This window comes from Phytoactinopolyspora alkaliphila, from assembly GCF_010550695.1.
GTDB lineage: Bacteria > Actinomycetota > Actinomycetes > Jiangellales > Jiangellaceae > Phytoactinopolyspora > Phytoactinopolyspora alkaliphila.
The window spans coordinates 49,278-64,607 of the sequence record NZ_JAAGOB010000010.1 but is presented as its reverse complement, the minus strand read 5'-3'; the positions used below and the strand labels follow the sequence as shown (position 1 = coordinate 64,607).

Here is a 15,330-nt window from a genome sequence, read left to right as displayed (position 1 = left end):
CACCTCCAAACTCGCGTGCGCCACCCCGGCGTTCGGCCGACAACGCACCATCCCACCACACGCCACCGACAGTCGGGCAACGCCAGGAGCCGCGCGAGGTGAGGGCACCTTCACGGCGACCACGAGGCACGGCGCATATCGACCCGGGTGCCGTCGGCCGACATGGGTGTGCCCTCCGCCACGAGCGCCCGCAACGCCTCGACCTCGTGCCCGGGAGGAAGCCGCCCGGATGCGGTGACCACCCTCCACCAGGGCACCGCGCCACCGTAAGCCGCCATCACGGCACCGACCTGCCGCGGTCCGCCGCGCCCCAGCTCATCACCGAGGACGTCCGCGATCGCCCCGTAGGCCATGGCCCGGCCCGGTGGAATCTTCTCCACTGTGCTGAGCACGGCTTCAACGTACTCGTCGTCCATGGCTCATATGATCGCGTCATCGCAATATGCGGGTCGAGCCCACAGGCCCGCACCTTGACATGCGACGATCAGATCGAGATGGCGAACAGTACCGAGGCGATGCGCACCCAGGGAGGCTCGAGCATGGAGCAGCCCGAGCGCGAGAGTGCCCGGGACCAGCCGCCGGTGCGCAAGACTGAGTCCCACGGCGTCATCGTCGAGGAGCCGCCGCTACCCCGGCGCACGCGGCGACCCCTGGACGGGTTGAGGCTGCTGTTCGCCGCCGTCGCCACCACGGCATTGGTCACACTCGCGGTCGTGGCCGAGAGCACGCTGACCGCCCTCACCGGCGACCTCGCCGAATTGAACAGCGTCATCCCCAGCGGCCCGGTCAATATGGTCTCGTTCGCCGCTGGTCTGGCTGTGCAGGCGCTCCCGCCGGTCATCGTGGTCATTCTGATGGTCCGGGGCAGGTTCCGCACCACGGTGGAGCTGCTGGTTGCCGCATTGCTCGCCGCCGTCGTCGCGACATTCGCCTCCGAGTGGCTGCTGAACAATGCCCCTGAGAGGTTGAACGACTCGTTCGTCCCCGGCTCTGCGGGCAGCCCCGGCACCCCGGTGCCGATGCTGCCGGCCGTGCTGGTCGCCGTGGTGGCCGTCGTCGCACGGCTCAATCTCAAGCGCATCCGGCAGGTGGCGCTGCTCGCGATCGGGGCGAGCTTCGCCGTCGGCCTCCTCGAGGGGCAGGCAACCGTGGCGGGGATCCTGGCCTCGCTCAGCATCGGCTATATCGTCGGCCTTCTGGTGCGTCTCATCAGCGGCCAGCCCTCCGTGGCTCCCAACGGTGAGCGGGTGGCGGCCGTTCTGAAGTCCAATGGCTACGATCTCACCTCGCTGCGGGCCGACAGCGTCGAGCGTTATCGCAGGTACGTCGCCGAAAGCGAGCAAGGCATCCTGGGTGTCCTGGTCCTGGACCGCGACACCGAGGGCGCCGGCGTGCTGGCCCGAGCCTTCGACCAGCTCCGCACGCGCGAGGAGGTCAGGCCGCGGCAGGCCGTCACCATGCGCACGGCCGTCAACCAGATCACCCTGCAGTCCCTGGCCGTCACCCGTGCCGGTGTGCGCACGCCCAAGCTGCGCAAAGTGCTGAAGGTCAACGGCGAGGCCACCGCGCTGGTGTTCGACCATGTTCCCGGAACCCCGCTCTCGAGCCTGACCGGCGATGACGTCAGCGACGAGATGCTGGAAGACCTGTGGCGGCAGCTGCGGCGGCTGCGGCGCAATCAGGTCGCGCACCGCCGGCTGTCCGGGCGGAGCATCCTGTACTCCGAAACCGGGAAGGTCTGGCTGCTGGACCCGTCCGGAGGTGAGGTCGCCGCCCCCGATCTGGCCATCCGAGCCGACCTTGCGCAAGCGCTCGTCGCCGCGGCCCTGGTGGTAGGGCCCGAGCGTGCCATCGACACCGCCTCCAAGGTGCTCAGCGCTCAAGCACTCAGCGGAGCGATGCCTTTGCTCCAGGTCATCGCCCTTCCCCGCAGTGTGCGTCGGGAAGTGCGCGGGAAGCGCAACCTGCTGACGGAGCTTCGGGACCGGCTCATCCACAATGTCGGGCGGGAGCCCGAGCCGGTACGGCTCCAGCGGTTCAAACCGCTTTCGCTGGTCACCGGCGTCGGTGCGGTCGCGGCCGTCTACCTGGTCGGCACCCAGCTCGTCGACGTGTCGTTCGGTGAGCTGTGGCAGCAGACCGACCTCCGGTGGCTGATCCCGGCCGCCGCGGCGATGTTCCTGAGCTTCGTCGGGGCTGCCTTCGCCATCCTGGGATTCGTGCCGGAGAAGGTCCCGTTCTGGCGCACCGTGGGTGCCCAGGTTTGCCTGGCCTTCCTGCGGCTGATCGCGCCCTCGACCGTCGGGAATGTCGCTGTCAACATCCGGCTGCTCACCAAGGCGGGCGTCGCGGCTCCGCTCGCCGCCGCCAGCGTCGCGGCGAACCAGGTGGGGAATGTCGCCGTCACGTTTCCCATCATCGCCGCGCTGGGGTTCATGTCCGGGTCCACCGCCATGGCCGGCCTGGAGCCGTCCCAGTCGACGCTGCTGATCATCGTCGGCGTGCTGGTCCTCGCGGCACTGCTCATCCTCATCCCGCCGGTACGCAATCGGCTCCGGTCGGTGTGGTCCGACTTCGCCGAGCGAGGCCTACCGCGCCTTCTGGACGTGCTGAGCAACCCGCGCAAACTGGCGGTGGCCATCGGCGGGATCATCATGCAGGCCGGCGCCTTGGTGCTGTGCTTCTACGCCTGCCTGCGGGCCGTCGGCGGAAGCGCCGACCTGGCCGCACTGGCGGTCGTTCAGATGGTGGGTAACACCATCGGCATGGCGGTGCCCACGCCCGGCGGACTCGGCGCCGTGGAGGCAGCTCTGACCGCCGGTGTGTCGACGATCGGGGTCGCCGCCACCTACGCGGTTCCGGCCGTCCTGCTCTTCCGGATCGTCTCGTTCTGGCTGCCGATCGTGCCGGGCTGGGTGCTCTGGACCCAGATGCAGCGCCGCGGCCTCCTCTGACCCGCTCCAAATGAGAGTCAGTAGGCGGGCTGCGACGGGTCGATCTGGTTGACCCAGGCGACGACGCCGCCGCCCACGTGTACCGCGTCCGCCATTCCGGCGCCCTTGACCACGGCCAGTGCCTCGGCCGAGCGCACACCGGACTTGCAGTGCAGCACCACGGGCTTGTCCTGCGGCAGCTTCTCCAAGGCGGTTCCGGTGAGGAACTCACCCTTCGGAATGAGCACCGCGCCGGGTATCCGGTTGATCTCGTACTCATTCGGCTCGCGGACATCCACCAGGGTGAAGTCGCGTTCGCCTCGCTCTCGGGCGTCAAGCCAGTCTTTGAGCTGGCTCACCGAGATGGTGGAACCCACCGCCGCTTCGGCCGCCTCGTCGCTGACGGTGCCGCAGAACGCTTCGTAATCGATGAGCTCGGTGATGGGCTCGGCGTTGGGGTCCTTGCGGATATTCAGGGTGGTGTAGCTCATGTCGAGGGCGTCATAGACCATGAGCCGTCCCAGCAGCGGGTCGCCGATACCGGTGATCAGCTTGATCGCCTCGGTGACCATGATGGACCCGATCGACGCGCACAGCACGCCGAGCACTCCGCCTTCGGCGCAGGACGGCACCATGCCGGGCGGCGGCGCTTCCGGGTACAGGTCCCGGTACTGGGGACCGTGCTCGGCCCAGAAGACACTGACCTGGCCTTCGAAACGGTAGATGGAGCCCCAGACGTAGGGCTTGCCGAGAAGCACGGCGGCGTCGTTCACCAGGTACCGGGTGGCGAAGTTGTCGGTGCCGTCGAGGATGAGATCGTAGCCGGAGAAGATCTCCAGGACGTTGTCGTTGTCCAGACGGGTCTCGTGCAGGATGACATTGACGTACGGGTTGACCTCTTTGACCGAATCCCGGGCGGACTGGCCCTTGGACCGGCCGATGTCTGACTGCCCGTGAATGATCTGGCGCTGCAGGTTCGACTCGTCGACCTCGTCGAACTCGACGACCCCGAGGGTGCCCACTCCGGCCGCGGCCAAGTACAGCAGTGCAGGCGAACCGAGACCACCGGCGCCGACGACGAGCACCTTGGCGTTCTTCAGTCGCTTCTGCCCGACCATCCCGACGTCGGGAATGATCAGGTGACGCGAGTAGCGACGTACCTCGTCGACGGTGAGGTCAGCAGCTGGCTCGACAAGAGGTGGCAAAGACACGATCGACTCCTATTCACACGCCCGTTGTCGCCATAACGGTGACATGCGGCCAGTCATTCCCGCAGGAATCGTCCACGCTTCGGACGCGTCATCTTATGTTTCGGACACATTGTGGAGAAAGCCGCGCATCAGGTCGGCGACGGTTTCGGGGTACTCCATCATCGCGACATGCCCGCAGCGCTCCACGGTCACCACGCGCGCTCCAGGAGCCGCGCGCCGCCATCGCTTGGCGGCCCACGCGCCCACCAGCGCATCTCGGTCACTGATCAGCACCATCGTGGGGCACAGCACCTTACGGACCGCCCACCAGGCCGAACGGCGCTGCGGCGACAGATACTGCAGCACCAGCGACCGGAGCGCACTGAGGAGCACCTCGTTGGAGTACGGCTGCTGGATCCACCTCAGCCGCTCGGACACGGCGAAGGTGAACTCGTCCGGGTCCAGGGCATCTGGCTCGGCGTAGAGCATCGGGACGATGCGCCGCATCTTCTCCACCGTGGGGTTGCCGTTGACCCTCGTGAGGATCACCTCGCCCAGCCTGGGCATCGCCATGACGGCCGTGGCCTGCGCGGCCCAAGGCAGCCGGTACTGCGGCATCGCCGGTGAGAGCAGGGTGAGGGTGCGGACGAGATCCGGCCTCGACGAGGCCACCAGAACGCAGATGAGGCCGCCCATGGAGTTGCCCACAAGGTGAACCGGCTGGTCGAACGTCTCGAGGTATGCGATCACGTCGGATACGTAGGCACCGACGGTATGTTCCCCCGAAGGCGGCGAATCACCGAATCCCGGCAGGTCGGGAGCCCACAGGTCCAGCTCCCCCTGAAGCTCACGCATCAGAAACGTCCAGTTGGTCGACGCCCCACCCAGTCCGTGGATCAGTACCGCGGGCGGAGCCGACGATTCACTCTCCGGATGCGCGTGCCGGACGTGGACCAAGTGTCCGGTGGGCAGGGTGACATCGTGTCCGGGCCATCTGGTGATCACCGCCACGCCCCCGATGGTATTCGCCGTCGCCCCGAGCACTCGAAGCGGTCAGATGCCGGGCGTATCACACTCGCCACCATGTGGAACACCGCGTACTTGTTACGAAACGGGGGTAGTTTCGTCAGTGTCCAGGTCCGCGACCACGGAGGAGGAGGTGCGGGATGGCCGACGACAGGGTTCCACCTGACACGTTCGCAGTTCCCGAGGCCGATGCAGAAGAGCAGCGTCAACCGGTGACCGGCGATGCCGCGGTGACCGAGGAGCGCAGCCGCCTCGATCCCGAGGAGCCGGATCTGACCCCCGCCGAGATGCCCGAAGAGGTGCCGGCGGATGCGGATCCCGCGGACGCGTACGAACAGGCTCGGTCCGTCGACTATGACGAGGACGAGTACCGCTGAGACAATACGACACGTCAGCGACGCCCGACCCTGGAGGAAACGCGTGACGGCCGTGCCCGATGTGCCCCCGCGAGGGGTACGAATGCCGCGCGGTAAACGACGCGCCCATCTGCTGCACGCCGCCCGCGAGGTGTTCGTGGCGCACGGCTACCACGCGGCCGCGATGGACGAGATCGCGGTACGGGCCGGTGTGAGCAAGCCGGTCCTCTACCAGCACTTTCCGGGGAAGCTGGAGCTGTATCTCGCGCTGATCGATGCGGCCACGGAGGAATTGCTCAACCGCTTGCACCGCGCGCTGGCTTCCACTGATGACAACAAACAGCGGGTCATCGCCACGGTCAGCGCCTACTTCGAGTTCGTCGACGACCAGTCCGGCTTCTACCGGCTGTTGTTCGAATCGGATCTCGCGAATGATCCGGCGGTGCGCATGCGGCTGGATCGGCTGACCGAGTTGTGCTCGGCGGAGATCAGCCAGATCATCGCCGAGGACACGGGCCTTTCACCGGAAGAAGCAACCCTGCTCGCGGTAGGCCTCGTGGGAACCGCCCAGGTTTCCGCCCGTTACTGGCTCGCCACCGCCGGGACCATCCCGCTGGAGAAGGCCGCCGAACTCGTGGCATCGCTCGGCTGGCGCGGTATTCGCGGCTTCCCGCTGCATCCCTGACCTGCCCGGCGCTACGCCCCTGGCGTACAGCCGAGGCAACCTGGAATGCGCTGGGCTAGCCTGGCCGTTGACAGTGGGCAGCAGGATCCATTCGTCTTCACACGACTGCGTGAGAGGTGGCCCGTGGAGGTCAAGATCGGTGTGCACAATGCGCCACGAGAGCTCGTCATTGAGAGCAACCAGTCGCCCGAGGAGGTCGACGCGGCGGTGCGCGGCGCCATCGCGGACGAAGGCGTGCTCGAGCTGACAGACGAGCGGGGCCGGAAAGTGCTGGTGCGCGCCGCGCATCTCACGTACGTCGAGATCGGCGAACCGGTCGAACGGCGCGTCGGCTTCGGCACCCTCTGACCGCACACCCCATCGCCAGCGAGGCACCGGCGGCAGGCGCGGGGGTCCGGGCGAGTCGGCATCGGACACGTGGCGAGCCCCTGCGCGTCGCCCCGACCTGTCGCGCCGCAGATAGGCGCTGACGATCTCCAGCAGCCGACCTCAAGGGAAGCGGCGGCGCATGCTTCACCGCGCAGTCGCTGAGCAGTCGGCAGAGGAGATCCTCAGCGCCTACCGACCCTCACGACGACAGACCCAGTTTCGCCATGCGCTGCGCGTGATTCTCCGTCAGCCGGGAGAGAACCTGGCCTAGTTCCGCCAGGTCCATGCCGGGCCGTCCTGGAGCACCGACGATGATCGCCGTGAGTGCGTCGCGGTCAGCTGCCACCCGCTGCGCCTGGGCCAGCGCCTCGCCCACCAGCCGGCGTCCCCAGAGCGCGAGCCGACCGGCCACACTGGGGTCCTCGTCGATGGCGGCGCGCACGCGGTCGACGACGAAGTCCGCATGCCCGGCTTCGGCGAGAACGTCGTTGACCAGGGCCCGGGTGTCATCGTCGACGGTTGCGGCGATCTCCCGATAGAAGTCTGTAGCGATCTGATCGCCCACGTACGCCTTGACCAGTCCCTCGAGCCAATTCGAGGGCGCTGTGTTGGCATGGAAGGCGACGTACGGCTCGTGGAACGGCGTCATCGCGTCGTCGAGCGCCACGCCCAATTCGGTGAGCCGGTCCCTGATCTGCTCGAAGTGGTGGAACTCGGCCACCGCCATGCCGGCCAGGGCGGCTTGATCGGCCCGCGTGGGCGCGAGCTCGGCGTCGGCGGCCAGACGCTGGAACGCGGTGAGTTCGCCGACGGCGAGCGCGCCCAGCAAGTCGATGATTCCGGCGCGGTATTCGGGGTCGTCCATGAGCTGTTCCACGATCGCAACGATAGCCCGGCCGCCGGCCGTCACGGCGCGCCCGGACGCCCTCGATCTGCGGATTGGCGTCCAGTACCGTAAACTAGCCCGTGATAACAGCTTGCGCCCGTTGACCGAAGGGCGCTCCTGAGGGCATATCGGCCGTCTGAATACGTTGCGGCGTGGCGCCTCCCGCCAGTTTTGAGCGGGCGAGCGGCCCCGCGGCCAAAGGACACCGGAGCTCAGGAATCCTCCGAGCTAATGAGGCGAAACGCTCTGACAACCTTCAGAGACCTTGGGGTACTCCCCGCAATCGCCGACGCGTTGGAACGCGTCGGCATCACCGAAGCATTCCCGATTCAGGAACTCGCTCTGCCTGCAGCTCTGACCGGCAGCGATCTGATCGGCCAGGCACGTACGGGCACCGGTAAGACGCTCGCGTTCGGCATCCCGCTGCTCCAGCGCATCGTCGCACCGGACGAGCGTGACTACGCGGAGGCCACCGAGCCGGGCAAGCCCCAGGCTCTCGTGGTGGTCCCTACGCGTGAGCTGGCGATCCAGGTCACGGGTGATCTGGAGACCGCGTCGACGGTCCGCCGGGTGCGCATCTTGAGCGTGTTCGGCGGCCGGGCCTACGAGCCTCAGGTGAAAGCGCTGCGCACCGGTGTGGACGTCGTCGTCGGAACGCCCGGCCGGCTGCTCGATCTGGCCGGCCAGGGTCTGCTCGACCTGAGCCACGTGAAGGTGCTGGTTCTGGACGAGGCCGACGAGATGCTCGACCTGGGCTTCCTGCCTGATGTCGAGAAGCTCATCGCGAACACCCATGAGCTGCGCCAGACCATGCTCTTCTCCGCGACCATGCCGGGCGGCATCGTGGGGCTGGCCAGGAAGTACATGCGCCACCCGCTCAACATCCGGGCAGAGTCCTCGGACGCCACCCAGACCGTTCCCTTGACGGCTCAGTTCGTCTACCGCGTACACAACCTGGACAAGGAAGAGATGATCGCCCGGCTCCTGCAGGCCGAAGGCCGCGGGCTGAGCATGATCTTCAGCCGTACCAAGCGTGCCGCGCAACGCCTCGCCGACGATCTGGCCGATCGCGGGTTCGCCGTCGCCGCGGTCCACGGTGACCTCGGTCAGGGCGCACGCGAGCAGGCGTTGCGAGCGTTCCGTTCGGGCAAGGTGGACGTTCTCGTGGCCACTGACGTCGCGGCCCGAGGCATCGACGTCGAAGCCGTCACGCACGTGGTCAACCTGAGTTGTCCCGAAGACGAGAAGACCTACCTGCACCGGATCGGCCGGACCGGCCGCGCCGGTGCTTCCGGTATCGCGGTGACCTTCGTCGACTGGGAGGACCTGGCACGCTGGAAGATGATCGCCGCCGCGCTGGACCTGCCCTTCGAGGAGCCCGCCGAGACGTACTCCAGCAGCGAGAGCTTCTTCCACGACCTCGGGATCCCACCAGGCACCAAGGGCACCCTGCCGCGAGACCAGCGGACCCGCGCCGGGCTCCGCGCGGAGACGCTCGAAGATGTCGGCGGCGAGAAGAAGAAGCCCCGGCGCAGCAGCAGCTCGCGGGGGTCTCGCTCCGGCCGAGACGGCCAGGGCGACAACCGAGGCGGACAACGCGGCCGGGGTCGCGGGACGCCGGCCTCGGAGTCCACGTCGGAGAGCCGCTCCGCCGAGACGCGTCCTCGCCGCCGCAATCGCCGGCGGACCCGCGGCGGGAAGCCTGTGGACAGCAAGTCTGGGGAGTAGACAGCCCCCTCGGCGTTCTCACATCCGCAGCCCATACGGCTGCTGCGTAGAGGGGTGATACCTCTCCACGCAGCGGCCGCCAGGGAAACGAACACGCGAACCATCGGCGCGACGCGGTGGCGGCGGCTACGTGCGGACGACCACCACCGTGGTCCCGACGGGCGCGAAGTCCCACAGCGCCTTGGCGTCTTCGTGATCCTGCCGGATGCAGCCGTCCGACAACGGTGTGCCCAGCTCGGACAACGTCTGGACCTCTTTCCCGGAGTCGTCGTACACCGGGATGTCGTGGAACCCGATGTTGGAGTTCTCGCCGCGGTGGAACCGGACCATGTACCGCATGGTCTCTTCATAGGTCCAGCTGACGGCCTCCTCCGACTTGGAGAACACCTCGTAGGTTCCCTCGGGCAACTGGTCGTAACGGCTGCCGGAGACCATGTAGGTACGCGCGATTTCGTCGTTCTCCTCGACCAGCCACACCTGCTGCTGGGTGATGTCGAAGACGATCCGCTTGCCATCGCCGCTGTCGGCAGGCAATGAGCCCGTTGCCTCGGGCTTCTGATCCGGGTCGGGCTCCGACGCACCCGGGTCGCCGTCGGCGTCGTCGTCGGACCGCTCGTCGTCGGACCGCTCGTCGTCGGGCTCCTCAGCCGGTGTGGCCTCCGATGCGTCAGCGTCTTCGGACTGCTCGTCGTCGGACCCGCTGTCCTTCGGCAGCAGGGCCACCAGCCGTCCCGGCCCTCTGTCGGCGGAGCGCGACACACTGTCGGAGTCTCGCAACTCGGCCAGGGTCTCACCCTCCAGCGTCTGACCACCGGCGACGTTGTCCTGCGACTGTGCGGAATCGGCTGGATCGAGAAGAGCGACGACGCCGAACCCGATCAAGGTAGCGCCGGTGATTGTCCCGGCAAGACGGAGCAACCGTGGTCGCCGGCTCTTCCGGGAGCGATGCCGGCGCGGAGCCTGTTGATCAGCGACTCCGTAACGTCCAGCCATCCACACTCCTCGTCATCGGCACGATCGACGACACCGTCAACCGGTCCCTTGAGGACAATTCCACCAAGATCGCCCTTTCAAACATCCAACGGCACCGCAATCTTCTCCGGACCACAGTACCGGGACCAGAGCACCTCGTCTGCCGGACCGGCGCTCCAGCATGAGAACGCCTAGGAACTCGGGTGGAGTTCCCCGTTCGGCGCATACGTCGCCAGCCCGGACCACGACGGCCGTGACGGGGCGGCGCCTCGCCCCTCGGCGCAGTGCGCCCGGAAGTCGCACCATCCGCATGACGACGACGGACGCGGCGGGAACATCGCATCCGTGGCCTGACCGGCCTTGAACGCCTGGTCCGCCTGCGAGCACTCCAAGGCGACGTCCTCCGCGCGGGCGAGGTGCCGATTCAGGGCGTGCTCGTCGTGCTCCCAGGCGACGACGTCCCCGGACGGAAGATGATGCAACTCGACACGGCGGCACGGCCGGCGCAGCGTCCGCGCTGCAGCGGCCGCGTAGACGGCGAGGGCCAGCGACGAGCGGGCGTCATCGACGGTCAGGACGTGCCGGCCGGTCTTGTAGTCGACCACCACGAGCTCGTCCGAGCGTTCGTCGACCCGGTCGATCCGCCCGGAGAGGGCCGCGCCACCGTGCATCACGGTCACCGTTCGTTCTACGCCGCGGGGCTCGTCGTTCGGATCGAGCGTCTCCACGTAGCGCTGGACCATCTCGCGGGACCTGGTCCGCCACGCGGCCGCCTGGTCGTCGTCGCGAAAGCCCTCCGTCGTCCAGTACTCGTCCACGAGCGCCCCCGCCCGCGCCACCGTTCGGGCGTTCACCGGCAACCGCCACCACCGCGCCAGCGCGTTGTGCACCACGGCGCCTACCGTGTTGTGCGCCCAGGGTGGACCCTTGACCGGTGGTGGCCTGTCCAGATACGTGAACCGGTACCGCCGAGGACAGTCCAGCCACGTGGTCAAGCGCGTGGGCGTGGCGCTGTACAACCTGCGCGGCATCCCGTCGAACGACTGCTGCTCGGTCACCGTCAGCCCTCGTGTCCGGTCTGGCTGGGACGCCTGCCGACTCGCGCCAGCAGCCGTTCCCATTCTGCCTCGGCCGTGGTATTGACGCCCAGCTCGTGGCCGACCTTCCCGGTGCCGTGGTAGTCGCTGGATCCGGTGACCGCCAAGCCATGGGCCGCGGCTACCGCGCGAAGCTCTGCGCGGGCGGCGTCGTCGTGATCCTGGTGATCGGCCTCGATACCGTCCAGCCCGGCGTCGGCGAGCGCGCCGATGGCCTCGGCGCTGAAGACGTGCCGCGAGCCGCGACCCCAGGGATGGGCCAGCACCGCGACCCCGCCGGCGGCGTGCACCAGGCCGATGGCGTCGACGATCCCAGGAGCATACTTCTCGACGAAGCCCACGCCGCCAACCGACAGCCACGAGGCGAAGGCCTCGTCCCTGGTCTTGACGTATCCCTTGGCCACCATCACATCGGCCACGTGCGGACGGCCCACCGAAGAGGCACCGTTGGCCGCGTGGAGGATCTCGGCGAGATCTACGGCGATGCCGGCCTTGGTCAGCCGGACAGCGATGCGTTGCAGCCGCTCCCGCCGGTCTTCTCGCACCCGAGCCAGTTCACGGGCGAGCGGCCGGTGCGCGGTGTCGACATGATAGGCGAGCACGTGGGCTCCGCGACCGCCGAGCTGAGTGGAGATCTCCACACCCGGCACCACGTCGACACCGTACTGCCGCCCCGCGGCCAATGCTTCCGGCCAGCCGTCGAAGGTGTCGTGGTCGGTCAGCGCGACGACGTCCAGTCCTGCCTCGTGAGCACGTCGTACCACGTCGGCCGGACGTTCCGTGCCGTCGGAGACACTGCTGTGAGTGTGCAGATCGATGCGCAAGCGGCGGGTTCCTGAAATGTCGGCGGGGTTTCTCGTCAGAGATCGTAACCGGAACGGCGCATGAGCCACGGTGGCGGCGTGCCGTACGGCAGCAGATCGGCTTCCCTGCCCAGCGAGCGCAGATCCGCGAGGACCAAGTCCTCCAGCAGCAGAGCGGCAGCGGTGTGCGGGTTCCAGATCATCCACAGCCAGCGACTGTCCCACTGCCCCACGTATACTGCGTGCTCGGGCTTCCCGGACACGCACCAGAGAGGCACCGGACGCCCCTCGGCGTGCACACGCGCGTGCGGCTCACTCTTCACGACGTCACCAGGATCGGTCCCGCGTACACCCGCGATGCCCGACCCCAGTCCGACCCCCTGCTCCTCAGCGACCAGCACCAGGTCGGCCGGTCCGCCGAGCGGATTGGGGCCGCTGATCGCCACGGCGGTCGCCTGCACGCCCGAGACGTCGTCGCCGGCGTGCAGAACGGCACCGATCACCCACCCGTGCAGCAATGGCCACGGCAGCCACAGCGGCACCTCCGAGCGCTCGCCGAGTTGTCTGGTGAAGTCCGCGCTGGGCGTCGTCATCGGGGCAAGCGGGAAGACCTCGCCATGTCTGCCGCATGTCCAACGGTTGGACCACGCTCCGGGCGGCTCCGGGCGCTCACCGCAACGCGGGCATCTCAGTTCACCCTTCACCCTGTTGACGCTTCCTCTTCCGGCCGGTCCAGTCAAGCGCTTCGGGCACAGCATGCCATCCGGTCGACGACTACCCCGTCTTCAGCGACAACCTGGCCAGGTGGTTTCGCGCTTCCTCGGCGTGCTGGTGCTGACAGTAGATCTCATACCGACCGGCGACGATGACGCTCTTGGACACGAAGTCGCGGCGGCCACCGGTGAATGCGTAGCCCACTGCACCGAAGATCATCATGAAGATGGCGCCCCACACCACGCTCATAATGATGATTTGAGCCCATCCTTCGTCGGTGAACAAGCTCAGCAGCAAGCCGACGAACAACCCCAGCCATGCCCCCGTGGCCAATCCACCGAGGATCGCCTTGCCCCAGCTCATACGCCCGGTGACGCGCTCGACCTGGCGCAGGTCGGTGCCGACGATCGCGAGGTGCTCGACCGGGAACTTCTGGTCGGCCAGGTAGTCGACCGCGCGCTGAGCATCCGGATAGCCGTCATAAGCCCCGACCACCAGCCCTGTCGGCAGCCCTGGCACCGGACTGGCCATGATGTACCTCCTCGGTGAGCGTCTTGCCCCCATGATCCCACGTCCACCGGGAGAAAGCCGGTGCTCCAGCACAACGCCGGGGTCGACGCCCACGATTTGCCGGTTCGTTTCCGCACAACCCCCACCACAACCACTTGACATCAATAGGAGCATCGATCTTCCCGACGGTCCACTCACCGGCTGCTCCTCGCACGAGGATCTTCACGACGTGCCGACCAGGGCTGTTGCGCCGGCTATTTCTCGCACGAGGATCCTCACGGTGGCCGTGACATGTGCCGTGCAAGAGCGCGCCGACGCGGTCGGCTCAGATATGCACGGCACATGTCACAACCCCAGGATTCCCCCAGTTTCCGGCTCGTTTTACACGACGGACAACACGACGGCACGGTCGCGCTCCTGGAACGCACACCGACGCTCGCGCCAGCCGGAGGACCCGGTGGCCGACGTCTGAGGGGAGCTTCGCATGGGTTGTGGTCGCTATTTGACGGCGTTTTATCCGATTTGTGGGACCACAACCCATGCCATGGGTTGGATAGCGGCCCCGAAATAGTGGGCCCAGGGACGGCGGGCTCAGGCTAGGGACGCAGCGAGCCACGGCGGCAAGCTCTCCGCCTGGGTGACACCCAGTGCGAGCACAAGCGCGCGCTGAACCTTCGGCTCGAACGGCTCGATGCGCAATTGCATCCCCGCCTCGTCCGGCGTGTGGTTCGCCTTCGCCTGGTTGCACGGCACGCACGCGGCCACGGTGTTCAGCCAGCTCCGTGGATCGCCACCGCGAGATGTGGGGAGGATGTGGTCGATCGAGTCCGCCCGGCCACCGCAGTAGCCGCACCGACGTCGATCTCTCTCCAGGACACCGGCCCGAGACCACGGCAGCCGACGGCGATACGGCACACGGACGAACCTGAGCAGACGCACCACCAGTGGCGCGGGAAACTCCTTGGTGGCCGAGCGGATGACCCGCGCCGAGTCGGCGTGCTCCATGACGGCCTTCTCGGTCAGCACCAAGACGATGGCCCGACGGACGGAAACAACGGCCAGGGGCTCATACGAAGCATTCAACACCAACGTCTGCACCTGTCCGTCCCCTTCCGTGACATTGGCCTACGCTCCTTCGTCTCGGCTTCCCTCGTTCTTTCTCAGTGTCCGGCATCATGTCCCGGGCGGATGTCCACAGCCGTCCGTATGGGCGAATTGTAGTTAAAAACTCGGCGGCCGCCTCCAGTGGACCACCATCACAGCTTGCGACGGCGGGTTGTGGCAGGGCAATCGATTTACTTTTCGTGAATCCGCGGGGCATGTTCGCCCGCCAGGGAGCGCCAGATATCGGTGACACGTGCCTGGATCAGATCGACGACGTCACGGATCGCCATGCCCGCGAACTCCTCCGGCAGCACGGGAGGCCCAACCCGTAACCTGATCGTCGGCCTGCGCACGATGGAGGTCAGCGCCCCCGCGAGGCTCCTGGGCACGGAGCCGGAGCCGATGGTCCGTGCGTCATGATGCGCCACCGGTATGACCGGAACCTGCGCGTCCAGGGCTAGGCGCCCCACGCCGAACCGGAATCTGCGGGGTGACCCGTCCTCGGTCGCCGAGACGTCGCCCTCGGGATAGATGCCGATGATCTCGCCTCTGCCGAGCGCTTCCCGAGCCGCTCCGAGCGCCACCGAGCCGGCCTGCCGCCAGCCGACCTCAACCATCCCGGCGTGCCGGGCCAGCGGTCCGATGAAGGTGTTGTTGAACACCTGCGACGCCGCCATGAACCGGACGTGGCCGTGCACGGTCCCGCACTCGTCGTCGGCACACGGCACGCTGGGACGCAAACCGGCCCGGTACAGCGTCGACAGCACCGGGGGAACGTCGGCGATGGTGGTGTGATTGACAGCGATGATGGCTGGGCCGTTCATCGGCAGATTCTCGAGCCCCTCGGGCTGGACGCTGCCGAACAACCTGGTCAGGCCGACCGCAATTGATCCCACAAGCTCCACGATGGACCATTATCTCCGATTGGCCCGGCGTCCCGGCACCCCGGCAGGCCTG

Annotated in this window: 16 protein-coding genes; 5 read left to right on the top strand and 11 right to left on the bottom strand. The window is 67.5% G+C overall.

All coding sequences use genetic code 11. From position 1 onward, the window contains the following. Positions 1–110: 110 nt before the first annotated feature. Positions 111–416 carry an MGMT family protein gene (locus tag G1H11_RS17990; RefSeq protein ID WP_163819980.1) on the bottom strand — a complete coding sequence of 102 codons (306 nt, stop codon included), beginning with the start codon at positions 414–416 and terminating at the stop codon, positions 111–113. 78 nt (positions 417–494) lie between these two features. Between G1H11_RS17990 and G1H11_RS17985 the strand changes: the two genes are divergently transcribed. Beyond that, entirely contained in the window at positions 495–2,954 is a 2,460-nt protein-coding gene (locus tag G1H11_RS17985) for a lysylphosphatidylglycerol synthase transmembrane domain-containing protein (protein ID WP_163819979.1), read from the top strand. A 17-nt stretch (positions 2,955–2,971) separates the two neighbouring features. Here the strand turns inward: G1H11_RS17985 and moeZ are convergent, their stop codons facing one another. Beyond that, complete coding sequence (moeZ, locus tag G1H11_RS17980; RefSeq protein ID WP_163819978.1) at positions 2,972–4,144, bottom strand: adenylyltransferase/sulfurtransferase MoeZ; 1,173 nt, start codon at positions 4,142–4,144, stop codon at positions 2,972–2,974. A gap of 93 nt (positions 4,145–4,237) precedes the next feature. Then, entirely contained in the window at positions 4,238–5,134 is an 897-nt protein-coding gene (locus tag G1H11_RS17975; RefSeq protein ID WP_163819977.1) for an alpha/beta fold hydrolase, read from the bottom strand. Positions 5,135–5,289: 155 nt separating this feature from the next. On the opposite strand from G1H11_RS17975, the gene G1H11_RS17970 reads away from it, so the two are divergent. The 3 genes from G1H11_RS17970 (at position 5,290) to G1H11_RS17960 (ending at position 6,538) form a co-directional block, all read left to right on the top strand. Beyond that, entirely contained in the window at positions 5,290–5,526 is a 237-nt protein-coding gene (locus G1H11_RS17970) for a hypothetical protein (RefSeq protein ID WP_163819976.1), read from the top strand. 82 nt (positions 5,527–5,608) lie between these two features. Then, entirely contained in the window at positions 5,609–6,190 is a 582-nt protein-coding gene (locus tag G1H11_RS17965; RefSeq protein WP_216843891.1) for a TetR/AcrR family transcriptional regulator, read from the top strand. A gap of 123 nt (positions 6,191–6,313) precedes the next feature. Beyond that, a complete protein-coding gene (locus tag G1H11_RS17960) occupies positions 6,314–6,538 on the top strand; it encodes a DUF3107 family protein (RefSeq protein WP_163819974.1) in 225 nt (74 codons plus the stop codon). 220 nt (positions 6,539–6,758) lie between these two features. Here G1H11_RS17960 and G1H11_RS17955 read toward each other — a convergent pair whose 3' ends face one another. Next, on the bottom strand, positions 6,759–7,424 hold the full coding sequence (locus G1H11_RS17955) for a ferritin-like fold-containing protein (protein ID WP_163820105.1): 666 nt from the start codon (positions 7,422–7,424) through the stop codon (positions 6,759–6,761). 252 nt (positions 7,425–7,676) lie between these two features. On the opposite strand from G1H11_RS17955, the gene G1H11_RS17950 reads away from it, so the two are divergent. Then, positions 7,677–9,173, top strand: coding sequence for a DEAD/DEAH box helicase (locus G1H11_RS17950; RefSeq protein ID WP_163819973.1), 1,497 nt, complete (start codon positions 7,677–7,679; stop codon positions 9,171–9,173). 126 nt (positions 9,174–9,299) lie between these two features. On the opposite strand, the gene G1H11_RS17945 is transcribed toward G1H11_RS17950, so the two are convergent. The 7 genes from G1H11_RS17945 to G1H11_RS17915 form a co-directional block, all read right to left on the bottom strand. Then, positions 9,300–10,166 (bottom strand): L,D-transpeptidase, encoded by an 867-nt coding sequence (locus G1H11_RS17945; protein WP_163819972.1) that lies wholly within the window; start codon positions 10,164–10,166, stop codon positions 9,300–9,302. A gap of 170 nt (positions 10,167–10,336) precedes the next feature. Beyond that, complete coding sequence (locus G1H11_RS17940) at positions 10,337–11,176, bottom strand: RecB family exonuclease (RefSeq protein WP_163820104.1); 840 nt, start codon at positions 11,174–11,176, stop codon at positions 10,337–10,339. Positions 11,177–11,205: 29 nt separating this feature from the next. Then, positions 11,206–12,066: a PHP domain-containing protein gene (locus tag G1H11_RS17935; protein WP_163819971.1), complete on the bottom strand. Its 861-nt coding sequence runs from the start codon at positions 12,064–12,066 to the stop codon at positions 11,206–11,208. Positions 12,067–12,101: 35 nt separating this feature from the next. Beyond that, a complete protein-coding gene (locus tag G1H11_RS17930; RefSeq protein WP_174257748.1) occupies positions 12,102–12,803 on the bottom strand; it encodes a DUF6758 family protein in 702 nt (233 codons plus the stop codon). A gap of 16 nt (positions 12,804–12,819) precedes the next feature. After that, positions 12,820–13,290 (bottom strand): YflT domain-containing protein, encoded by a 471-nt coding sequence (locus G1H11_RS17925; RefSeq protein ID WP_174257747.1) that lies wholly within the window; start codon positions 13,288–13,290, stop codon positions 12,820–12,822. A 570-nt stretch (positions 13,291–13,860) separates the two neighbouring features. Next, the gene (locus G1H11_RS17920; RefSeq protein ID WP_216843887.1) at positions 13,861–14,295 is read right to left on the bottom strand and encodes an HNH endonuclease; all 435 of its coding nucleotides are present in this window, start codon (positions 14,293–14,295) and stop codon (positions 13,861–13,863) included. 269 nt (positions 14,296–14,564) lie between these two features. Further along, a complete protein-coding gene (locus G1H11_RS17915) occupies positions 14,565–15,269 on the bottom strand; it encodes a 1-acyl-sn-glycerol-3-phosphate acyltransferase (RefSeq protein ID WP_163819968.1) in 705 nt (234 codons plus the stop codon). Between the last annotated feature and the right edge of the window lie 61 nt (positions 15,270–15,330).

Bases quoted from the DNA above. Each gene is read 5' to 3' on its own strand.
- G1H11_RS17990 (WP_163819980.1), bottom strand. From the start codon at position 416: ATGGACGACGAGTACGTTGAAGCCGTGCTCAGCACAGTGGAGAAGATT.
- G1H11_RS17985 (WP_163819979.1), top strand. From the start codon at position 495: ATGGCGAACAGTACCGAGGCGATGCGCACCCAGGGAGGCTCGAGCATG.
- G1H11_RS17970 (WP_163819976.1), top strand. From the start codon at position 5,290: ATGGCCGACGACAGGGTTCCACCTGACACGTTCGCAGTTCCCGAGGCC.
- G1H11_RS17965 (WP_216843891.1), top strand. From the start codon at position 5,609: ATGCCGCGCGGTAAACGACGCGCCCATCTGCTGCACGCCGCCCGCGAG.
- G1H11_RS17955 (WP_163820105.1), bottom strand. From the start codon at position 7,424: ATGGACGACCCCGAATACCGCGCCGGAATCATCGACTTGCTGGGCGCG.
- G1H11_RS17950 (WP_163819973.1), top strand. From the start codon at position 7,677: ATGAGGCGAAACGCTCTGACAACCTTCAGAGACCTTGGGGTACTCCCC.
- G1H11_RS17945 (WP_163819972.1), bottom strand. From the start codon at position 10,166: ATGGCTGGACGTTACGGAGTCGCTGATCAACAGGCTCCGCGCCGGCAT.
- G1H11_RS17940 (WP_163820104.1), bottom strand. From the start codon at position 11,176: ATGCCGCGCAGGTTGTACAGCGCCACGCCCACGCGCTTGACCACGTGG.
- G1H11_RS17930 (WP_174257748.1), bottom strand. From the start codon at position 12,803: ATGCTGTGCCCGAAGCGCTTGACTGGACCGGCCGGAAGAGGAAGCGTC.
- G1H11_RS17925 (WP_174257747.1), bottom strand. From the start codon at position 13,290: ATGGCCAGTCCGGTGCCAGGGCTGCCGACAGGGCTGGTGGTCGGGGCT.